Source organism: Microbacterium enclense (genome assembly GCA_038182865.1).
Classification (GTDB): domain Bacteria; phylum Actinomycetota; class Actinomycetes; order Actinomycetales; family Microbacteriaceae; genus Microbacterium; species Microbacterium enclense_B.
On record CP116226.1, the window covers coordinates 2,737,676 to 2,758,407 of the forward strand.

Annotated in this window: 17 protein-coding genes; 10 read left to right on the forward strand and 7 right to left on the reverse strand. The window is 69.3% G+C overall.

Annotated elements, in window-relative coordinates; genetic code table 11:
* Positions 1-90 precede the first annotated feature (90 nt).
* Positions 91-1,710, forward strand: a complete 1,620-nt coding sequence (gene groL, locus PIR02_12900; GenBank protein ID WZH35670.1) for a chaperonin GroEL — start codon at positions 91-93, stop codon at positions 1,708-1,710.
* A gap of 65 nt (positions 1,711-1,775) precedes the next feature.
* Here the strand turns inward: groL and PIR02_12905 are convergent, their stop codons facing one another.
* The 6 genes from PIR02_12905 to PIR02_12930 all read right to left on the reverse strand — a co-directional run bounded on the left by PIR02_12905 (position 1,776) and on the right by PIR02_12930 (position 8,888).
* The gene (locus PIR02_12905; protein ID WZH35671.1) at positions 1,776-2,603 is read right to left on the reverse strand and encodes a MerR family transcriptional regulator; all 828 of its coding nucleotides are present in this window, start codon (positions 2,601-2,603) and stop codon (positions 1,776-1,778) included.
* Between the two features lie 45 nt (positions 2,604-2,648).
* Positions 2,649-4,310, reverse strand: a complete 1,662-nt coding sequence (locus PIR02_12910) for a HAMP domain-containing sensor histidine kinase (protein WZH38999.1) — start codon at positions 4,308-4,310, stop codon at positions 2,649-2,651.
* A 130-nt stretch (positions 4,311-4,440) separates the two neighbouring features.
* Positions 4,441-5,133, reverse strand: coding sequence for a response regulator transcription factor (locus PIR02_12915; GenBank protein ID WZH35672.1), 693 nt, complete (start codon positions 5,131-5,133; stop codon positions 4,441-4,443).
* Between the two features lie 69 nt (positions 5,134-5,202).
* A complete protein-coding gene (locus PIR02_12920) occupies positions 5,203-6,852 on the reverse strand; it encodes a DEAD/DEAH box helicase (protein ID WZH35673.1) in 1,650 nt (549 codons plus the stop codon).
* Positions 6,853-6,897: 45 nt separating this feature from the next.
* Positions 6,898-8,619, reverse strand: a complete 1,722-nt coding sequence (locus PIR02_12925) for a helicase-associated domain-containing protein (GenBank protein WZH35674.1) — start codon at positions 8,617-8,619, stop codon at positions 6,898-6,900.
* Between the two features lie 2 nt (positions 8,620-8,621).
* The gene (locus PIR02_12930; GenBank protein WZH35675.1) at positions 8,622-8,888 is read right to left on the reverse strand and encodes a multidrug ABC transporter ATPase; all 267 of its coding nucleotides are present in this window, start codon (positions 8,886-8,888) and stop codon (positions 8,622-8,624) included.
* Positions 8,889-8,996: 108 nt separating this feature from the next.
* On the opposite strand from PIR02_12930, the gene PIR02_12935 reads away from it, so the two are divergent.
* Both PIR02_12935 and PIR02_12940 read left to right on the forward strand, forming a co-directional pair.
* Positions 8,997-9,380: a cold shock domain-containing protein gene (locus tag PIR02_12935; GenBank protein WZH35676.1), complete on the forward strand. Its 384-nt coding sequence runs from the start codon at positions 8,997-8,999 to the stop codon at positions 9,378-9,380.
* On the forward strand, positions 9,364-10,047 hold the full coding sequence (locus PIR02_12940; protein WZH35677.1) for a DUF3027 domain-containing protein: 684 nt from the start codon (positions 9,364-9,366) through the stop codon (positions 10,045-10,047). The genes PIR02_12935 and PIR02_12940 overlap by 17 nt, the downstream gene beginning before the upstream one ends.
* Before the next feature lie 54 nt (positions 10,048-10,101).
* Here PIR02_12940 and serC read toward each other — a convergent pair whose 3' ends face one another.
* Complete coding sequence (gene serC / locus PIR02_12945; protein WZH35678.1) at positions 10,102-11,223, reverse strand: phosphoserine transaminase; 1,122 nt, start codon at positions 11,221-11,223, stop codon at positions 10,102-10,104.
* A 99-nt stretch (positions 11,224-11,322) separates the two neighbouring features.
* Here serC and PIR02_12950 point away from each other — a divergent pair, with 99 nt between their 5' ends.
* The 7 genes from PIR02_12950 (at position 11,323) to PIR02_12980 (ending at position 20,697) form a co-directional block, all read left to right on the forward strand.
* On the forward strand, positions 11,323-12,021 hold the full coding sequence (locus PIR02_12950; protein ID WZH35679.1) for a metal-dependent transcriptional regulator: 699 nt from the start codon (positions 11,323-11,325) through the stop codon (positions 12,019-12,021).
* A 496-nt stretch (positions 12,022-12,517) separates the two neighbouring features.
* The gene (locus PIR02_12955; GenBank protein ID WZH35680.1) at positions 12,518-13,225 is read left to right on the forward strand and encodes a M23 family metallopeptidase; all 708 of its coding nucleotides are present in this window, start codon (positions 12,518-12,520) and stop codon (positions 13,223-13,225) included.
* A 341-nt stretch (positions 13,226-13,566) separates the two neighbouring features.
* Positions 13,567-14,064 (forward strand): HNH endonuclease, encoded by a 498-nt coding sequence (locus PIR02_12960; protein ID WZH35681.1) that lies wholly within the window; start codon positions 13,567-13,569, stop codon positions 14,062-14,064.
* A 50-nt stretch (positions 14,065-14,114) separates the two neighbouring features.
* Complete coding sequence (locus PIR02_12965; protein ID WZH35682.1) at positions 14,115-14,672, forward strand: cysteine hydrolase family protein; 558 nt, start codon at positions 14,115-14,117, stop codon at positions 14,670-14,672.
* 167 nt (positions 14,673-14,839) lie between these two features.
* Positions 14,840-15,496, forward strand: coding sequence for a hypothetical protein (locus tag PIR02_12970; protein ID WZH39000.1), 657 nt, complete (start codon positions 14,840-14,842; stop codon positions 15,494-15,496).
* Positions 15,496-17,040 (forward strand): DNA polymerase Y family protein, encoded by a 1,545-nt coding sequence (locus PIR02_12975; protein ID WZH35683.1) that lies wholly within the window; start codon positions 15,496-15,498, stop codon positions 17,038-17,040. The genes PIR02_12970 and PIR02_12975 overlap by 1 nt, the downstream gene beginning before the upstream one ends.
* Positions 17,041-17,283: 243 nt before the next feature.
* Positions 17,284-20,697, forward strand: coding sequence for an error-prone DNA polymerase (locus tag PIR02_12980; protein ID WZH35684.1), 3,414 nt, complete (start codon positions 17,284-17,286; stop codon positions 20,695-20,697).
* Positions 20,698-20,732 lie beyond the last annotated feature (35 nt).

Sequence of the window (20,732 nt, forward strand, 5' to 3'; positions counted from 1 at the left end):
TCCCTAGGGGCGAGTGCCAGAATGAGTTAGCACTCGCTTTCGTCGAGTGCCAAATCTGGAAGTCACCCGTCCGGGAGGGACGACACACTTATGGCAAAGATCATCGCTTTCGACGAGGAGGCCCGCCGCGGCCTCGAGCGCGGCCTCAACACGCTGGCCGACGCCGTCAAGGTGACGCTCGGCCCCCGCGGTCGCAACGTCGTGCTCGAGAAGAAGTGGGGCGCCCCCACCATCACGAACGACGGCGTCTCGATCGCCAAGGAGATCGAGCTCGACGACCCGTACGAGAAGATCGGCGCAGAGCTGGTCAAGGAGGTCGCCAAGAAGACCGACGACGTCGCGGGTGACGGCACCACCACCGCTACCGTGCTCGCTCAGGCGCTCGTGCGCGAGGGCCTGCGCAACGTCGCGGCCGGCGCCGACCCCATCTCGCTCAAGAAGGGCATCGAGAAGGCCGTCAAGGCCGTCACCGACGAGCTCCTCTCCTCGGCGAAGGAGGTCGAGTCGAAGGAGCAGATCGCCGCGACCGCGTCGATCTCCGCTGCTGACCCCGCCATCGGCGAGCTCATCGCCGAGGCCATCGACAAGGTGGGCAAGGAAGGCGTCGTCACCGTCGAGGAGAGCAACACCTTCGGCACCGAGCTCGAGCTCACCGAGGGCATGCGTTTCGACAAGGGCTACATCAACCCCTACTTCGTCACCGACCCCGAGCGCCAGGAAGCGGTCTTCGAAGACCCGTACATCCTGATCGCCAACCAGAAGATCTCCAACATCAAGGACCTTCTGCCGATCGTCGACAAGGTGATCCAGGAGGGCAAGGAGCTCCTCATCATCGCCGAGGACGTCGAGGGCGAAGCCCTCGCGACGCTCGTGCTCAACAAGATCCGCGGCATCTTCAAGTCGGTGGCCGTCAAGGCCCCCGGCTTCGGCGACCGTCGCAAGGCGCAGCTGCAGGACATCGCGATCCTCACCGGCGGCCAGGTCATCACCGAAGAGGTGGGCCTCAAGCTCGAGAACGCGACCGTCGACCTGCTCGGCCGCGCGCGCAAGGTCATCATCACCAAGGACGAGACCACGATCGTCGAGGGTGCCGGTGAGTCGGAGCTGATCGAGGGTCGCGTGACCCAGATCCGTCGCGAGATCGAGAACACCGACAGCGACTACGACCGCGAGAAGCTCCAGGAGCGTCTCGCCAAGCTCGCCGGTGGCGTCGCCGTCATCAAGGCGGGCGCGGCCACCGAGGTCGAGCTCAAGGAGCGCAAGCACCGCATCGAGGACGCCGTTCGCAACGCGAAGGCCGCCGTCGAAGAGGGTGTCGTCGCCGGTGGTGGCGTCGCGCTGATCCAGGCCGGCAAGACGGCGCTGGCGAACCTCGAGCTCGTCGGTGACGAGGCGACCGGAGCCAACATCGTCAAGGTCGCCATCGAGGCCCCGCTCAAGCAGATCGCGCTCAACGCCGGTCTCGAGCCCGGTGTCGTCGCGAACAAGGTCGCGGAGCTCCCCGTGGGCCACGGCCTCAACGCCGCGACGGGCGAGTACGGTGACCTGTTCGCACAGGGCATCATCGACCCCGCCAAGGTGACGCGTTCGGCTCTGCAGAACGCGGCATCGATCGCCGGTCTCTTCCTCACGACCGAGGCCGTCGTCGCCGACAAGCCCGAGAAGGTCGCCGCTCCCGCGGGCGACCCGACCGGCGGCATGGACTTCTGATCCACGCCGAGGCCTGAGACGAGTGGCCCCCTCCTTCGGGAGGGGGCCACTCGTCTTTCTCCGCTCTACGAGAGCGGGAGGTAGACGTCGGTGACGAGGTCGGTCTCGGCGACGCGGTCGGGTGTCGACAGGTAGACGTTGAAGGCGCGCGCGGTGAGGTCGTCTCCCGCGCGCGGTGCCAACGATTCCGCGGCCATCCGGCTGTTGATGAGGTCGTGCGCCTGACTGATCTGGTCGTACGGTCCCCGCACCCGCGCGACGAGACAGTCGCGAGCGGGGAGCTCGATGACGCGCAGCGGCGCATCGGCCTGCGTTCCCGGAGCGACCGGGGCGAAGATCGACAGATCCACGTCGGTCTCGACGTACTCGTCATCGTGCTCGATGACGCCGCAGGGCCCGACGGGGGCGATCGCGCGGCGAGCGAGGAGCGGCATCATCTGCTCCCACAGGCGACCTTCGTCGGCATAGGTCGGGACCGTGCCGCGGAGGGCGACGACGGTCATGGCGGGCACGGTGGCCCGGGTGACGGTGATGGACATGGGTGTGTCTCCGTGTTCGAGAAGGCGGGTGATGAGCGACACCCGCTCCCGGGCATCCCGCACCTCGCTCTGGAGTTCCGCGTACTGCAGCTGCAGCGCGCGTGTCCATGCCGGAGTTCCGCGGGCGTCCAGGAGGGTGCCGATGGCGGAGACGCCGAAGCCCACGTCGCGGAGGTTCCGGACAGCGGCGGCGTCCTCCAACTGGTGGGGGGCGTAGCGCCGGTATCCCGTCGCCGGATCGACGACGGCGGGAACGAGCACCCCGTGGGTGTCGTAGTGACGAAGCATCCGGACGGAGAGTCGGGTCAGTGAACTGAACCGACCGATCGTCATGAGCGTCGAGGTCTCGGCCATGTCGTCATCGTGCCGTGTGACACCGTGTGAGGGTCAAGGCGCCCGTCACTCGGGGCGGTAGTCCTCGGGCAGGCGCTGGAGCGGTTGCGTCTCGATCAGGGCGTGCTCCTGCGCATCCCGCCGGTCGGCGAGCGGGAGCGACACACGGAAGGTCGCTCCTCCGCCGGGGGTGTCGACGACCTCGACCTTCCCGTGCAGAAGGTCGACGATGGATGCCACGATCGACAGGCCGAGACCGGAGCCACCCGTCTCGCGCGTCCGCGACGTGTCGGCGCGCCAGAAGCGCTGGAAGATCTGATCGCGGATCTGCGCGGGAACACCCTCGCCGTGGTCGATGATCTCGATCCATCCCATGTCGGCGTCGGCGTCGACGCCCACGCGCAAACCGATGGGTGAGTCGTCGGGCGTGAAGCGGCGCGCGTTGCCCAGGAGGTTGGTCACGACCTGGCGCACCTTGTTCTCGTCGCCGAGCACGATCGGCGCGAGGCGGGGAGCGGCGGTACGCACGGTTCCCGTCGGCGGCGTGGACGTCGGCGTCGTCTCGGGGGCTGCGGACTCCGCGGCATCGCCGGGGTCCTTCGAGCGCCGGCGCAGACGGGACAGGGTCGCTCCCGCGATCGCCATCGCCGAGGTGGTCGGCACAGCACGCCTGCGTGCCGCCGTGCCGTTGGCATCCTCGCCCGGAATCACCTCGAGACTCATCACGGGCAGCACGAGCTCGTTGCGGCTCGTGGTGTCGTCGACCGTGACCTCGCGCTGGGGCGACGTGACGCGCAAGTCGAGGGCGGCATCGCGCGCGATGGGACGCAGGTCGATCGCGGTGATGCTCACGTCGCGACGCTCGTCGAGGCGGGCGAGGGCCAGGAGGTCTTCGACGAGGGCGCCCATGCGGATCGCCTCCTTCTCGATGCGCTCCATCGACTGGGCCACGTCTTCGTCGGAGCGGATGGCGCCCATCCGGTAGAGCTCGGCGTAACCGCGCATCGTGACCAGAGGCGTCCGGAGCTCATGGCTGGCGTCGCCGATGAACCGTCGCATCTGCCGCACGGTGGCATCGCGTTGCCCGAGCGCGCCGTCGATGCGCGCGAGCATCGCGTTGATCGCCGTCTTCAGCCGTCCGACCTCGGTGTCGGGGACGATGTCGGTGAGGCGCTGGCTGAAGTCACCCGCGGCGATGTCCATCGCGGTCGTCTCCACCTGCGTCAGGCTGCGGAAGGTCAGGGTGACGAGCCACCTGGTCAACAGAGCGCTGGCGATGAGGATGAGGAGAGCGACGAAGCCGTAGATGCCGACGTACGCCGCGACGATCCGGTCGGTCGGTCCGAGCGGTTGGATGACCATCTGCGTGTAGGACCCGCTGTTGGGTACTTCGAACAGACCCACACGGGCGATGAAGTGCTGACCGGTGACGGGGTCGTCGAGCTCGATGCGCTTGTCGAGCTGGGTGTATGTCTGCGGCGTCGTGAAGGTGTCCGGCAGTTGCGGGGTCGATTTCGTCGAGGTGCCGTTGAAGAACGCTTCGCGATGACCCTCCGAGTTGTAGACGACCACCATCGACCCGATCTGCGGCGCGTTCTCCACGGGTGTGAAGGTCAGCTTCCCGTCTTCCGAGGAGGTCGTGAAGATGCTGCTGGCGATGTTGCCCGCTGCCTGCTGGCCGAGCTGCTCGTCGAGATTGTTCACCAGGGTGGTGCGAAGGAACACCATCGTGCCGATTCCGGCCGCGAACAACCCGACCGCGAGCAGCGTGACGGTGACGCCGGTGACCTTGGCCCGCAGGCTCAACCGGCGCCACCAGCGCGTCAGGGCATCGTCGGTATGCAGGAGAGAGCTCCGCTCAGACGGTCTTGCCCGACTTCAGCATGTAGCCGAAGCCGCGTTTGGTCTGGATGAGGGGCTCGGAGGAGTGCGGATCGATCTTGCGACGCAGGTACGAGATGTAGCTCTCGACGATGCCGGCGTCGCCGTTGAAGTCGTACTCCCATACGTGGTCGAGGATCTGCGCCTTCGACAGCACGCGGTTGGGATTGAGCATGAGGTAGCGCAGGAGCTTGAACTCGGTGGGGCTCAGGTCGATCGAGACGTCGCCGACGCTGACGTCGTGCGTGTCCTGGTCCATGGTGAGCTCGCCCGTGCGGATGATCGATTCTTCATCGGCCTGCATCGTGCGGCGAAGGATCGCCTGGATGCGCGCGACGATCTCGTCGAGGCTGAACGGCTTGGTGACGTAGTCGTCGCCACCGGCGTTCAAGCCCATGATCTTGTCTTCGGTCTCGTCCTTCGCGGTGAGGAAGAGGATCGGAGCCGTGTAACCCGCCCCGCGCAGTCGCTTCGTGACGCTGAACCCGTTCATGTCGGGCAGCATCACATCGAGCACGATGAGATCGGGTTCTTCTTCGAGCACAGCCGAGATCGTCTGCGCGCCGTTGGCCACGGCTCGCACCTGGAAACCGGCGAAGCGCAGGCTAGTGATGAGCAGGTCGCGGATGTTCGGTTCGTCGTCCACGACGAGGATGCGAGGAGCTGTCATGCCCTCATTATCGTGACTGCACCCAGCAATGTGCTGGATATGGAACGGAAAGCCGTGCGCTGGTATGGCTCACGCGGCGGCGGCGTCGATCCCGTCGGCATCCAGGATCGTGTACGCGTAGCCCTGCTCGGCGAGGAAACGCTGGCGGTTCTGCGCGAAATCCTGGTCCACGGTGTCGCGGGCGATGAGGGTGTAGAAGCTGGCCGTGTGGTTCGACTGCTTCGGTCGCAGCAGGCGTCCCAGACGCTGCGCCTCCTCCTGGCGCGACCCGAACGAGCCCGACACCTGGATGGCGACAGAGGCCTCGGGCAGGTCGACCGAGAAGTTCGCGACCTTCGACACGATCAGGAGCGAGATCTCGCCGACGCGGAACGCCTGGAACAGTTCCTCACGCTCGGCCACCGGCGTCGCGCCCGTGATCTTCGGGGCGTTGAGCGCCTCGGAGAGCTCATCGATCTGATCCAGGTACTGACCGATCACGAGGACGCGCTCGTCGGGGTGTCGAGCGACGAGGCGGCGAACGACATCGATCTTGGCGGGAGCCGTGGCGGCGAGTCGGTAACGGTCTTCGTCTGCGGCGGCGGCGTACTCGAGCCGCTCGTACGCGGGCAGGTCGATGCGCACTTCGTAGCAGGCCGCCGGTGAGATGAATCCCTGCGCCTCGATCTCTTTCCACGGGGCGTCGAAACGCTTGGGCCCGATGAGGCTGAACACGTCGCCCTCGCGGCCGTCCTCGCGCACGAGGGTGGCGGTGAGTCCGAGACGGCGACGCGCCTGCAGATCGGCGGTGAGCTTGAACACCGGTGCCGGGAGCAAGTGGACCTCGTCATAGAGCACCAGGCCCCAATCCAGCGCGTCGAGGAGGGCGAGGTGGGCGTACTCGCCTTTCCTCTTCGCGGTGAGGATCTGGTACGTCGCGATGGTGACCGGCTTGATCTCTTTGACCTGGCCGGAGTACTCGCCGATCTCGTCGGGGGTCAGGCTCGTGCGGCGCAGGAGTTCGTCGCGCCACTGGCGCGCGCTGACGGTGTTCGTCACGAGGATCAGCGTGGTGGTGCGGGTGTCGGCCATGGCACCGGCCCCCACGAGCGTTTTCCCCGCGCCGCAGGGGAGCACGACGACACCGGAGCCGCCTTCCGAGAAGGAGTCCACAGCCTGGCGCTGGTAGGGGCGCAGGCTCCACCCGTCTTCGGCGAGGTCGATGGGGTGCGGGGTGCCGGGGGTGTACCCCGCGAGGTCTTCGGCGGGCCACCCGATCTTCAGCAGCTCCTGCTTGATGTGTCCGCGCGCCCAGGCGTCGATGAGGTACGTGTCGGGGGTCGGGTGCCCGATCAGCAGCGGCGCGATGCGCTTGTTGCGGGAGACCTCGCCGAGTACGGCCGCGTCGGTCGAGCGGAGCACGAGGTCGTTCTCGTCGTTGCGCTCGATGACGAGGCGCCCGTAGCGATTCACCGTCTCGCGGATGTCGGTGCTCACCGAGGCCGGCACGGGAAAGCGCGACCATCGGTCGAGCGTGTCGAGCATGGCATCGGCATCGTGGCCGGCGGCTCGGGCGTTCCACAGGCCGAGGCGCGTGATGCGGTACGTGTGGATGTGTTCGGGTGCGCGTTCGAGCTCAGCGAAGACCGCGAGCTCGTGCCGCGCCGTCTCCGCCTCGGGGTGCGCGACCTCGAGCAGAACGGTGCGATCGCTCTGCACGATGAGGGGGCCGTCAGACATAGCGTTCGAGTCTACCGGGGTCGCGGCGGTCGGGCTTCACGCGTGTCACTCGACGGGCGCGACCCCGTCGATGTGCGACAGCGGCAGCGTGCGTTCGACGTCGGCGCCACGATCGCGTCCGCGCAGACGGCCCCCGCCCAGGCCGGTGGCCTCGAGGCGGAAGACGCGAGTCGACCCATCGGGCAGGCGCACGGTCACGTCGATGACCGCGCGGGCGCGCACGGCTTGATCGAGTTCGCGCTCGAGCCAGGCGGCATCCGAGTCCTCTCCTCCGGCCCGCATGCGCGTGATGAGCGGGCCGTAGGTGTCGAGCGGGTCGGTCGCCGCGGTGTCGGCGGCGAGCCGTGCACGCTCGAGGGTGCGGGGTACGCCGTCGTCGCCGATGGCGACGGCCGGATAGTGCGCGTCGGTGAGCGCCCAGAAGACCACGTCGGCGGAGACGTGCGAGACGAGGGTCTCGCCGTCGCGTGCCAGGGCGACCGACCGCAGCGACTGATCGACCTCCATCGCCTGCAGGAGCGTCGGATCGGTCGTGGTGACACGGGTCAGTCGCGATGCGGGGTCGCTGTCCACCCTGACGCGTCCGTGCTGAGCGGAGGTGCGCTCGATCACGTACGCCAGCGGTTGGGGGAGTCCCGTGAGGGAGAGTCCCGAGAGGAACTCGCGGAGCGACTCAGCGGTCTCGCCGCCCGTGATGGCCGCGCCGATCGTCGCGGCGCTGAACCGGTAGCTCGACGCCTGCGCGCGCGACTCGCGCGTCGCCATGCTGCGCAGGCGCACGTCGAGATGCGGGGCCAGCGGGCCCGGGGCGATCGCGGTGAGGTCGTTCTGCAGATAGACCCGATCGACCTCAGGTGGCAGGAGGTCGCGCAGAGCCGAGAGATCGACGTCGCCCCCCTCCGCGAGACCGGCCGCCCACGGCGGGACCTCGCCGTCGGCGTCGATGAGCCCCCACGCGCGGAACCGCTCACGCCATCGTGCGGCGCGCTCGCGGCCCGCCGGATCGAAGGGGAGGGCATCGGCCCATGCGGTGCTGGGGATCCATCCGCCCTCGGCGGTGCGATACGCGCGGGGGAGCGCCCCACGCAGAGCACGCGCGGTGTTCCCCCACCTGTTGAGGGTCGGCAGACGCAGCCAGGCGCGTCCGGCCGCGGTGACGAGCCAGGCGCGTCCGGTGCTCCCCAGGAGCCCGACGGATGCCGCGATGCCGACGAAGAGGTCGGCCTCATCGGGCGTGGCGACGGCGCCGGCATCGACCAGCCGTCGTCGTTCGGTCGCACCGAGCGAGCCGGAGCCGATCCGCCCGAGAGGCACGTCGAGGGTCAGCAGGATGACGTCGGCGAGGGCCGCGGCGTTCGTGAACGCGGCTTCCGCGGCGGTGTCGGATGCCACCGCTCGGCCGTGGCGCGGGGTCACGGCATCCGCGAGACCCTCGGGAAATGCGTCCGTCACCGCGGTGGCGACCGCTGCATAGGGCACGCCGTCGTCGCGCACGAGGGCGCGGGCGACGAGGGCGGCACGATCGTTCGACGGGACGGCGGCACCCGTCGCGGAGGCGGCCGCGAGGGCTGCGGCCTCCGGGCGGGTCAGCGGCGGGAGCGCTCGTGCGATGGAGGCGGGATCCAGCAGGGCGTCGGCGGCGTCGAAGGTGTCGCGCCATGTCGCGGAGGGGGAGACGTCACGCTCGAGGAACAGGCGCGCCAGATCGTCGTCGGCTCGCGCGCTCAACGAGACCGCCAGTGCGCGTTGGTCGGAGGTCTCGGGCACGATCAGCGTTCCTTGTTCGCCCGTGCCCTTCGCACGAAGCTCATGATGAGCACGGCCACCAGGCACGCGAAGGCCACCGGGGGTGCGATGTAGAGGAGGACGCCGACAGTCGGCCAGACACCGGTACTCATATCGGCCTTGGCGGTGGACGCGATGATGATCGCGAAGAAGCAGACGACCGAGAGGACCAGCAGTCCGAGCGACATGAACGCCAGGATGCGATCGACGCGGCGAATCGGAACGTCGCCGTCGGGGGTGCGTGTGCTCATCGCCTGTCAGCCTACTGCCTGGCATGCGTGGCGTAGGCTGAAGGGCCGGGATCCGATCGGTTCCCGAGTTCCACCGCGCGTTCGCGCACGTCTTTCAGCGAGGTGTCCATGCCCACCGGCAAGGTCAGGTTCTACGACGAAGAGAAGGGCTTCGGCTTCATCGCCACCGATGACGGCCAGGACGTGTTCCTGCACGCCACCGCCCTGCCCGCCGGAACCCCCGCGCCCAAGGCCGGCACGCGCCTGGAGTTCGGTGTCGCCGACGGCAAGCGCGGTCTCCAAGCTCTGTCGGTCCGTGTTCTCGAGGCCCCCGTGAGCATGGCCAAGCGCTCGCGTAAGCCGGCCGACGACATGGCGATCATTGTCGAGGACCTCGTCAAGCTCCTCGATGGCATCGGCGGCGACCTGCGTCGCGGCCGCTACCCGAGCGGCGCGCACGCCAGCAAGATCGCCGCCGTCCTGCGCAAGGTCGCCGATGACTTCGAAGCCTGAGCAGCCGGTCGACGATCGGCTGCTCCACGCCCATGACCTCGCGCTGAGCGCTCTCCACGAGATCACCCCGCCCGACACGGTCGGTCCGCCCGCGGACTACCTGCTGGAGGACGACGGTGTGGTGTCGCTGCGCTTCCAGACGCGTCTGCTCGGGTACCCCGGGTGGTACTGGACGGTGAGTGTCGCCGTGGTCGAGGACGCCGAGCCCACGGTCCTCGAAGCCGAGCTGATGCCCGGCGATGGGGCGCTGCTGGCGCCCGACTGGGTGCCCTGGGCGACGCGCCTGGCGGACTACCAGGCCGCGCAGGCGGCCGCAGCCGAGAGCGGCGAGTCCGATGACGACGACATCGACGACGACGACATCGACGATGACGACCTCGACGACGATGCCGACGGCGACGACGAGGAAGACACCGACGACGAGCCCAAGGCGCGGTTCCACGCCGGCGACCTCGACGGTGTCGACATCGATGAGCTCGACGAGTCCGACGATGTCGACTCCGACGATGTCGACTCCGACGAGGTCGACTCGGGCGAGAGCGACGCGAGCGCCGAGGTCGGCGTCGACGCGGATGAGGCCGACGACGATGACGATGACGTCGACGCGGACGACGAAGACGCGGACGACGAGGACATCGAGGGAGACGAGCGCGAGCGCAGCTACTGACGCTTCCATGACGAAGGCCGTCCCGCGGGATGCGGGACGGCCTTCGTCATCTGATCAGGCGCGGGGCAGGTGCTCGATCGTGTAGTCGATCGCGCCGATGAGACGGCGCACGTCGTCGGGCTCGATGGAGACGAAGGTCGCCACCCGCAGCTGGTTGCGGCCGAGCTTGCGATACGGCTCGGTGTCGACGATCCCGTTGGCGCGCAGGCTCTTCGCGATCGCCGCGGCGTCGATGCTGTCGTCGAAGTCGACCGTGACGACGACGGGGGAGCGGTCGGCGGGATCGGCGACGAAGGGGCTCGCCACGGTGCTCGCCTCGGCCCATTCGTACAGCGCCGAGGAGGACTCGGCGGTGCGGGCGCCGGCCCAGGCCAGGCCGCCGTTGTCGAGGATCCAGCCGAGCTGGTCGTCGAGCAGCAGCAGCGTCGCGAGCGCCGGGGTGTTCAGGGTCTGCTGCAGGCGCGAATTGTCGAGCGCGTTCTTCAGGCTCAGGAACTCGGGGATGTAGCGACCGGATGCCGCGATGCGCTCGATGCGCTCGATCGCCGCGGGCGACACCGCGGCGTACCAGAGCCCGCCGTCCGAACCGAGGTTCTTCTGCGGAGCGAAGTAGTAGACATCCGCCTGGGTCACATCGACGTCGATGCCGCCGGCGGCGCTGGTCGCGTCGATGACCGTCAGCGCACCGGCGTCGCCGTGGACGCGCTCGATCGGCGCCGCGACGCCCGTGGACGTCTCGTTGTGGGGCCAGGCGTAGACATCGACGCCCTCGACGACCCCGGCGACGGTGCGCGTGCCGGGCTCGGCCTTGCGCACGTCGGGAGCCTCCAGCCACGGGGCGGCGGCGGCCGAGGCGAACTTGCCGCCGAACTCGCCGAACACGAGGTTCTGGCTGCGGTTCTCGATCAGTCCGAAGGCCGCGGCATCCCAGAACGCCGTCGATCCGCCGTTGCCGAGGATGATCTCGTATCCCTCGGGCACCCGGAACAGCTCGGCGAGGCGCTCGCGCGTGCTCGCGACGATGTTCTTCACGGGGGCTTGGCGGTGCGATGTGCCCAGGATGCTCGCGCCACGGGTGACGAGAGATTCGAGCTGCGCCCCGCGCACCTTCGAGGGGCCGCATCCGAAGCGGCCGTCGGTGGGCAGGAGGTCGGTGGGAAGGTCCACGTGCGGCATGGGCTCGATTCTAGGGCGCGGGGCGGTGGCATCCGGAGTCTGTGTCGGATGGGGTCGGTAGGCTGTCCTTACCAGCCGCGCGAAGCCGAGGACTCCTGAATGACCGATCTCATCGACACCACCGAGATGTACCTGCGCACGATCCTCGAGCTCGAGGAAGAGAACATCGTGCCGCTGCGCGCGCGCATCTCCGAACGACTCGGCCACTCCGGCCCGACCGTTTCGCAGACCGTCGGACGCATGGAGCGCGACGGTCTCGTCGTGGTCTCGGAAGACCGTCGCCTCGAGCTCACCGACGCCGGGCGTCAGAAGGCCGTCGACGTCATGCGCAAACACCGTCTGGCCGAGCGTCTGCTCAGCGACGTGATCGGTCTCGACTGGGCCTACGTGCACGACGAGGCGTGCCGGTGGGAGCACGTGATGAGCGAGCAGGTCGAGCGTCGCCTGGTCGAGCTGCTCGGACACCCCACCGAGTCGCCCTACGGCAACCCGATCCCGGGTCTCGACCAGCTCGGCGACGTGCCCAGCTCGACCTTCGAGGAAGGCGTGGTGGGCCTGGTCCGCAAGCTGAACGACGCGGGCCAGCCGATCAGCGGCACCGTGCGTCGTCTCGCCGAGCCCGCTCAGGTCGATCCCGAGCTCCTCCAGCAGCTCAAGGCGGCCGGGGTGCTGCCGGGGGCGCGGGGAGACTACCGCTTCAACGAGGGCTACGTGCTCGTCCACATGGAGGGCACCGACGAGGGACTCGAGCTCCCTGTCGAGGTCGCGTCGCACATCTTCCTGGTCGACGAGGGCTGAGCGAGGCGCCTCGAGGGGGTCGGGGACGTCGTGTTCCGGCCGATCGCTTCGCCCCGCGGGCACCGCGCGCGCCCAGGCCGTGCATCGCCTGTGCGCGATGTCCGAGGCGTGACATGTTCGTTATCTTCGGGTAGCCTCTGAGGGTCCACAGGCGAGAAGCCCGCCGTCGGACCCCTCGCGGTTTGCCTCCCCGGCTCGTCGTCTGCAGAGGGTGAAGCCCGCACATCGTGCCCCCAATCGAGTGCTGACGAGCCAGCGTCCTGACGGACGCAGAGGCGCCGGAGGAAATTTGGCTGAACACACCGACCCCGTCGACGACCGATCCGAGGTCTCCCCGACGGGTCAGACCCGGAAGAGCGCGCGCGCAGCGGTAGCCCGACCCTCGCGCCGACCCCTTCGCTCCACAACTGCAGCGGCACCGCCGGTCCCACGGACCGCGCCCCCTGCCCGTTCGCTGCCCGCCCCCCGCCGCGGCGCGAAGCCGCTTCGCAGCGCCGTGATCCTGTCGATGGTCGCCGGTCTCGTCGCCACGGTCGCGATCCCGGCCTACGCCGCGACGGTTCCCACCGCGAACACCGTGACACTGGGCGAGATGTCCGCTCCTGACAACCAGTCTCTCGTCGTCGCCTCGGATGCCGCGAACGAGTCGCTCGATCGCAGCAGCTACTCGGCGACCACCGCCGAGGAGATCCAGAAGAAGAAGGATCAGGAAGCCGCTGCCGCCGCCGCGGCCGAGCGTGCTCGTCAGCTCGCCGCCAACGCCGGTCAGCAGCTGTCGAACATCGATCTGAACATGACCGCTCCCGGCTCGGGCGAGGTCCGCTGGCCCCTGACGAGCTATGTGCTCGGACGTGGTCTCTGGGACTCCGGCTACCACCAGGGCGTCGACCTTCTCGCTCCCGGCGGGCAGCCGATCTTCGCAGCCGCTGCGGGTGTCGTCAGCACGTCGTCGGAGAGCTTCGGCGGATACGGCGTCGGCATCGTCATCGAGCACGTCATCAACGGCCAGAAGGTCTCGACCACGTACGGGCACATGACGTACGGCAGCCGTCAGGTGCAGGCCGGTGACACCGTCGCCGCGGGCCAGCTCATCGGTCTGGTCGGATCGACGGGAAGCTCGACCGCCAACCACCTCCACTTCGAGGTCCACATCAACGGCTCGGTCGTCGACCCGTACGCCTGGCTGCAGCAGAACGCCGGCTGACCCTCAGCACGCGAGACGGCGTGTCGGAGACTCCTGTTCTCCGACACGCCGTTTCTTGTTTCCCGATCTCGCGGAGCCGGGCGCGTCGCGGGTGGGTTAGCCTGTCAGCGACGTCGGAACAACCGGAGGGAATCGCCGATGGACGCCAGGCCACGCATCCGCACCATGGATGCGCTCGGGCTGCTCGTTCTTCGGCATCGTGAGTTCGGATGCCGCGGTCTCGCCGCGACTTCCGAGGCGCTGTCTGTCTAGACAGCGCCTTTTTTCATGCCCTGCGGCCCCTTTCGTCGTCGCGAGTCGAACATCCGAGAAGCCGTCTCGGCCATTCGAGAGGAAACCTCATGCGCACTCTGGTGCTGAACGCGGGCTACGAACCGCTCGCCGTCGTGTCGTTCAAGCGAGCGCTCGTGCTCGTGATGAACGAGAAGGCCACCGTCGTCGAATGCATCGACGAAGATCCGGTCTGGGCCGCGGGCGGCACCTACGACCGGCCGGCGGTGATCATCCTCACGCGCTACATCCGCGTGCCGGGTGCTCGTCGCGTGCCGGTCACCAGACGGGGAGTGCTCCGTCGCGACGCCCACCGGTGCGGCTATTGCGGCAAAGCGGCGACCACCATCGACCACGTGCTGCCCCGCTCGCGCGGCGGAAAGGACACATGGGAGAACCTCGTGGCCTGCTGCCTGCGGTGCAACAACGTCAAGGGCGACCGCACGCCGCAGGAGATGTCATGGGAGCTGAGGGTGATCCCGGCTCCTCCGCGCGGTTCGTCGTGGACGGTGCGCGGCGTCGACAAGAGCGACCCGCGGTGGGAGCCGTACCTCACGCTCGCGGCCTGACCGCTCGTCTGCGGCTGGCGGGTGTCGCTGGTCGGTGATGGGATGGAGCCATGACACGTGCTCTTGTCGTCATCGACATGCAACGGGGTTTCGATGACCTCGCGTTCTGGGGTCCCACGGCCAATCCCGCGTGCGAGGCGAATGTCGCAGCGCTCATCCAGCGGTGGACGAGCGAGGGGGAGCCGATCGTCGTCGTGCGTCACGACTCGCTCGCCGCGGGCTCGCCGCTGCACCCGTCCGCGCCGGGGCATGCCCTCGTCGACGCGGTGGCGGCCGTCGACCCCGATGTCCTGGTGACGAAGAATGTGAACTCGGCGTTCTACGGCGACCCCGATCTGCACGCGTGGCTGGGGGAGCGTGGCATCCGGGATCTGGTCATCTGCGGCATCCAGACCAACATGTGCGTCGAGACGACGGCACGGATGGCCGGCAATCTCGGGTACGACGTCACCGTCGCTCTGGATGCCACGCGCACGTTCGATCTGACGGGAGAGATCGCGGGGATCGGGGCGGTGAGCCGCACCGCCGCGGAGCTCATGGCCGACACCGCGCTGGTGTTGCAGCAGGGGGGATTCGCGCGGATCGCGCGGACGGCCGACCTGCTCTGACGGTCGGCGATGCCCGCCCGGGCGATGTCGGAGGTAGATCGTATCTTCGAACCACAGGGATTGAGAGAGTAGAACAGATGTTCTAACCTGTGGGAGTGAGGGCGATCGTGCGAGACCAGGTGCAGGCGGTCCCCGACGTCCATGCGTTGCGAGACAAGCTCGAGCGCATGCAGGGGCGGCGGATGGACGCCCCGATCCTGCCGACGCACCCCGCGTTCACGTCCCTTCTGCCCGGCGGTGGATTGCGCTCGGGCTCGGCTTATGCGATCGCTCGGTCTGCCTCGCTCCTGCTCGCCCTCATGGCGCGGCCCTCGCAGGACGGCGCCTGGTGCGGGGTGATCGGCATGCCCGAGCTGGGGGCCGAGGCCGCCGAGAAGTACGGGCTCGATCTCGACCGGCTCGTGTTCATCCCCGCCCCCGGACCTCGTTGGCTCGCCGTGACCGCGACGATCGCCGAGGTGCTGCCCGTCGTCGCCGTCCGTCCCCCGGCGGGCTCGCCCGCCGCGCGTGGAGGTGCCGAGGCCACGCGGCTGGCCGCGCGGCTTCGCGATCGGGGAACAGTGCTGCTGGTCCAGGGGTCATGGCCGCAGGCGGAGGCCGTGATCGATGTGGCCGACCCGCGGTGGACGGGGCTGGGGCAGGGGAGCGGCTACCTGGCCGGGCGTGAGCTGACGGTGTCGGTGAGCAGCCGTCGCTCCCCGAACGCACGACGTGCGCGCATGCTCCTGCCCGCGGCGGACGGCACGATCGAGCTGCTCGGCGCCCCCGCCGAACGTCTGGTCCCACGGGTCTCGGAGACGTATCTCCCCCGGGCGGTGGGGTGATGCAGGCACCCACGCGCAGCCTCGTGATCTGGTTCCCCGACTGGCCGATCACGGCGTTCGCCCACGAGGCGTCCTCGCCCCCGCGCGCCGACGCCCCGGTCGCGGTGTTCGCGAACAACACCGTCGTCGCCTGCTCGGCCGTCGCCCGTGCCCATGGGGTGCGCCGGGGGCAGCGCCGACGCGACGCGCAAGCCCTCTGCCCGGCCCTCGTGGTGATCGCCACCGACCCCGTCCGCGATGCGCGTGTGTTCGCCCCCGTCGTCGCGCGCATCGAGGACCACGCGCCGGGGGTGCAGATCGTCCGCCCCGGGCTGTGCGCGCTGCGTGCGCGGGGGCCCGCGCGGTACTACGGAGGCGAGGCCGAGGCCGCGCGTACACTCGTCGACCTCCTCACCGCCGAAGGGTTCTCCGGGATGAGGGCGAGCGTCGCCGACGGGGTCTTCACCGCCGGGCACGCCGCCCGGGCCGCCTCCGCCGACGAACCGGTACGGGTGGTGGCTCCGGGCGAGTCCGCGTCCTTCCTCGCGCCGCTGTCGGTGGCGGCCCTCGACGACGACGACCTGGCGAGCCTGCTCGCCCGCCTCGGTGTTCATACGCTCGGAGCTTTCGCCGCGATGCCGATGGAGCGTGTGCTCGAGCGCTTCGGTCCACGTGGCATCCGCCTGCACGCCTTGGCCGGCGGGCGCGATTCGCAACCCGTCGAGCCTCGCATCCCTCCGCCCGAACTGCATCGCGACGTCGCGTTCGAGCCTCCCCTCGACCTCGCCGACCAGGTCGCCTTCGGCATGCGTGTGGCGGCCGAGGAGTTCATCGCCCACCTCGGCGCCCAGAATCTCGTGTGCACCGAACTCCGGGTCGTGCTGTCGGGGGAGCGCGGCGAACGGAGCGAACGCGTGTGGTTGCACCCCGGTTCTTTCGACGCGGCCGCGGTCGTCGACCGCGTGCGATGGCAACTCGCGGAAGACGGTCAGGGCATCTTCGGCAGCGGGGTGGCCGGTGTGCACATCGAGCCCGAGGCGGTGGATGATGCCGCGCACCACAGCAAGGGGCTCTTCGGCGCCGGTCCCGATGAGCGGGTGCACCACGCTCTCTCGCGTGTGCAGGCCATGCTCGGCCACCGCGGCGTGGTCACGCCGACGATCGGCGGGGGGCGCTGGCTCGCCGAACGGCAGGTGCTCGTGCCGTGGGGGGATCGGGCGGTGACGGCGAAGGACCGCGCCCGTCCGTGGCCGGGGAGCCTGCCCGATCCTCTGCCGGCCACCGTCTACCCGGAGCCGCGGCTCGTAGAGGTCACCGACATCGCGGGTGCGCCCGTCACGGTCGGAGAACGCGACGTGTTGAGTGCTCCGCCCGCGGTACTCGTCACGGGAGAACAGCGTCGTCGTATCCGGGAGTGGGCGGGTCCCTGGCCCATCAGCGAGCGGGGGTGGGATCCTCTGCGGCGCCGCCGCGCCCACCGGTTCCAGGTGGTCGATGCCGACGGGGGTGCGTGGCTGCTGGTGGTCGAAGAAGGGGAGTGGCGGGCGGAGGGGCGTTATGACTGAGCCTGGTGCCATGTGGGTCGGATCCGCGCGCGCCGTCGGCCCCTGGCGCACCGCCGAGTCCCCGCACATTGTCGGCGCCCCGCGCGCCGCCGGTTCTTTGGGTGCCGTCGACCGTGTGCGCGCCGTCGACTCGGTCGACTGTCCAGAACACGCCGTAACGCCCCCGGGCGAAACGGCGTTTCCTGGACACTCGACCTGGAGTCGGGGCGCGGCCGGGCGGCGCATCGGGTCGGGGGCGCGCTGATGGGATGGGCCAACCCGCCGGTGAAGTGGTCGGAGCTGGAGCGACTGCTCAGCGATGCCCGGCGGCCGACCGGTGCTCCGCCGAACGGTGACGGCGGAGACAGTCCCGCGTGGTCGCACAAACGGGGGGCGTACGTGCCCCCGACGATCGAACGCCCGGCCGATGCCGTGCCCTACGCCGAACTGCACGCGCACTCGTCGTACTCGTTCCTCGACGGGGCGTCGTCTCCCGAGGAGCTCGTCGAAGAGGCCGAGCGTCTGGGACTGCACGCGCTGGCGGTGACCGACCACGACGGGTTCTACGGGATCGTGCGTTTCGCCGAAGCGGCCGAGGCGCGGGCGGTGCACACCGTCTTCGGGGCGGAACTCTCCCTCGGACTCCCGGGCCCGCAGAACGGCGAGGCCGATCCTGCCGGATCCCACCTGCTCGTTCTCGCCCGCGGGGGGGAGGGATACCACCGTCTCGCTGCGGCGATCACCCACGCGCAGCTCACGGGGGCGGAGAAGGGGCGCCCCGTCTACGACCTCGCCGAGCTGGCCGATCGTGCCGGCGGCCCCGGGGACCCGCACTGGGCGGTGCTCACCGGATGCCGGAAGGGCGCGGTGCGCACCGCGCTGGCATCCGAGGGTCCGGCGGGGGCGGCTCGCGAACTCGATGCACTCGTCGACCTGTTCGGCGTCGCCGCCGTCAACGTCGAGCTGATCGACCAGGGAAATCCCCTCGACTCGCGCCACAACGACGTGCTGGTCGGACTCGCGGCCGAGCGGGGGCTCCCGATCCTCGCGACGAACAACGTGCACTACGCCGCCCCGGAGAAAGAACTGCTCGCCGCGGCCGTCGCCGCTGTCCGAGCCAATCGCGGTCTCGATGAGCTCGACGGGTGGCTTCCCGCGCACGCCGGGGCGCACCTGCGTTCGGGCGCCGAGATGGCGGCCCGGTTCGCCCGTTATCCCGGTGCGGTGGCGCGCACCGTCACACTCGCCGACGAGCTCGCCTTCCCGCTCCGCCGGGCCAAGCCCGCCCTGCCCACGCAGAAGGTTCCCGAGGGACACACGCCCATGTCGTGGCTGCGGCACCTGGTGTGGGAAGCCGTGCCGCGCAAGTACCCGAACCTCTCCGCCGACGACCGCGACCGTATTGAACGCGAGCTCGCCGTGATCGAGATGAAGGACTTCCCGGGGTACTTCCTCATCGTCTACGGCATCGTCAAAGAGGCGCGGGATCGCGGCATCCTGTGTCAGGGGCGCGGCTCCGCCGCGAACAGCGCGGTCTGCTACCTGCTCGAGATCACCGCGGTCGACTCGATCTTCTACAAGCTGCCCTTCGAACGGTTCCTGTCGAGCCTGCGCGACGAGGAGCCCGACATCGACGTCGACTTCGACTCGGACCGGCGTGAGGAGATCATCCAATGGGTCTACCGCGAGTACGGGCGCGAGCGCGCGGCGCAGGTGGCGAACGTCATCCAGTACCGGCCGAAGAACGCCGTGCGCGACATGGCCCGCGCGCTCGGGCACTCCCCGGGCCAGCAGGACGCGTGGTCGAAGCAGGTCGAGCGGTGGGGCGCGACGCTGGAGACCGGGGCCGATCACGACATCCCCGACCAGGTCATCGAGTTCGCGGCCGAACTGCTGAAGGCACCGCGGCATCTCGGTATCCATTCGGGGGGCATGGTGCTCACCGATCGCCCCGTCGGCGAAGTCGTGCCGATCGAGCACGCGCGCATGGAGGACCGCACCGTCATCCAGTGGGACAAAGACGACGCCGCGTGGATGGGGCTGGTGAAGTTCGACCTGCTCGGGCTCGGCATGCTCGCGGCGTTGCAGTACTGCTTCGACCTGATCCGGGATGCCACGGGCGAGACGTGGGAGCTGTCGACGCTGCCCAAAGAAGAGAAGGCCGTGTACGACATGCTGTGTCGCGCCGACTCGATCGGCGTGTTCCAGGTGGAGTCCCGCGCGCAGATGGGCCTGCTTCCGCGCCTGCAGCCGCGGAAGTTCTACGACCTCGTCGTGCAGATCGCCCTCATCCGACCCGGACCCATCCAGGGCGGTGCCGTCCACCCCTTCGTGCGGCGCAAGCTCGGGGAGGAGAAGATCACCTACGTCCATCCCAAGCTGAAGCCGGTGCTGGAGCGCACGATGGGGGTGCCGGTGTTCCAGGAGCAACTCATGCAGATGGCCGTGGCGATCGGCAACTGCTCCGCGGAGGATGCCGATCAGTTGCGCCGGGCCATGGGTTCCAAGCGCGGGCACGAACGGATCGACACCTTGCGCGAGAAGCTGTACGCCGGCATGGCCGAGAACGGGCTCGTCGGGCAGGTCGCCGACGATCTGTACGCCAAGATCCAGGCGTTCGCGAACTTCGGCTTCGCCGAGTCGCACTCGCTGTCGTTCGCGCTGCTGGTCTACGCGAGCTCGTGGATCAAACTGCACTATCCGGGGGTCTTCCTCGCGGGGTTGCTGCGGGCGCAGCCGATGGGGTTCTACTCACCGGCGACCCTGACAGCCGATGCGCGACGGCACGGCGTGCGCGTACGCCGACCCGACCTGCTGCGGTCGGGGGTGGAGGCGGGGATGGAGCTCCTCGACGACGCCGGGTCGCGCGGGGCCACCGGGCTCGATGCGTGCACCGAGACCCACCAGCCGCCGACGGGGGAGTTCGATCGCTCCGCCCCCGATGAGACCGCCGCACACCGGCGGGACGGGGCGTTCGCCGTGCGATTGGGGCTGGCGGGGGTCACGGGGATTGGCGTGAAGGTGGCCGAACGGATCGTCGCCGAGCGAGAGCGGGGAGGTCCGTACCGCGATATGCGGGACCTCGTGCGGCGCACGGGGCTGATCACCTCTCAGCTCGAGGCGCTCGCCACCGCGGGGGCCTTCGAGAGCCTGGGCCACTCGCGGCGCGAGGCGATCTGGCTGTCGGGATCTGCGGCCCAGGACCGCCTCGAGTTCCTGCCCGACTCGCTCGTGGCGGTGCAGCCGCCGCTGTTCACCGACCCGACGAGCTACGAACTGCTCGCGTCCGATCTGTGGGCCACGGGACTGTCCACCGACGATCACCCCCTCACGCACTTCCGCTCGGCTCTCGATGCGCGCGGCGTGCTCACCTCGCGCGAGCTCCATACGGCCGAAACCGACCGTCGCATCGAGGTGGCGGGACTCGTCACCCATCGTCAACGCCCGGCCACGGCATCCGGAATCACGTTCCTCAACCTCGAAGACGAGCACGGCCTGATGAACATCATCTGCTCGGTGGGGGTCTGGAACCGCTATCGGCGCATCGCGCGCGAATCGCCCGCGCTGATCGTGCGGGGGATGCTCGAACGCTCGGTCGAAGGTGTCACCAACGTCGTCGCCGACGCGTTCACCGATCTTCGCGTGGGCGTGTCCCACGCCTCGCGGGACTTCCGATGACATCGCGCTCCCTCACTAGACTCGGGGCACCCGCA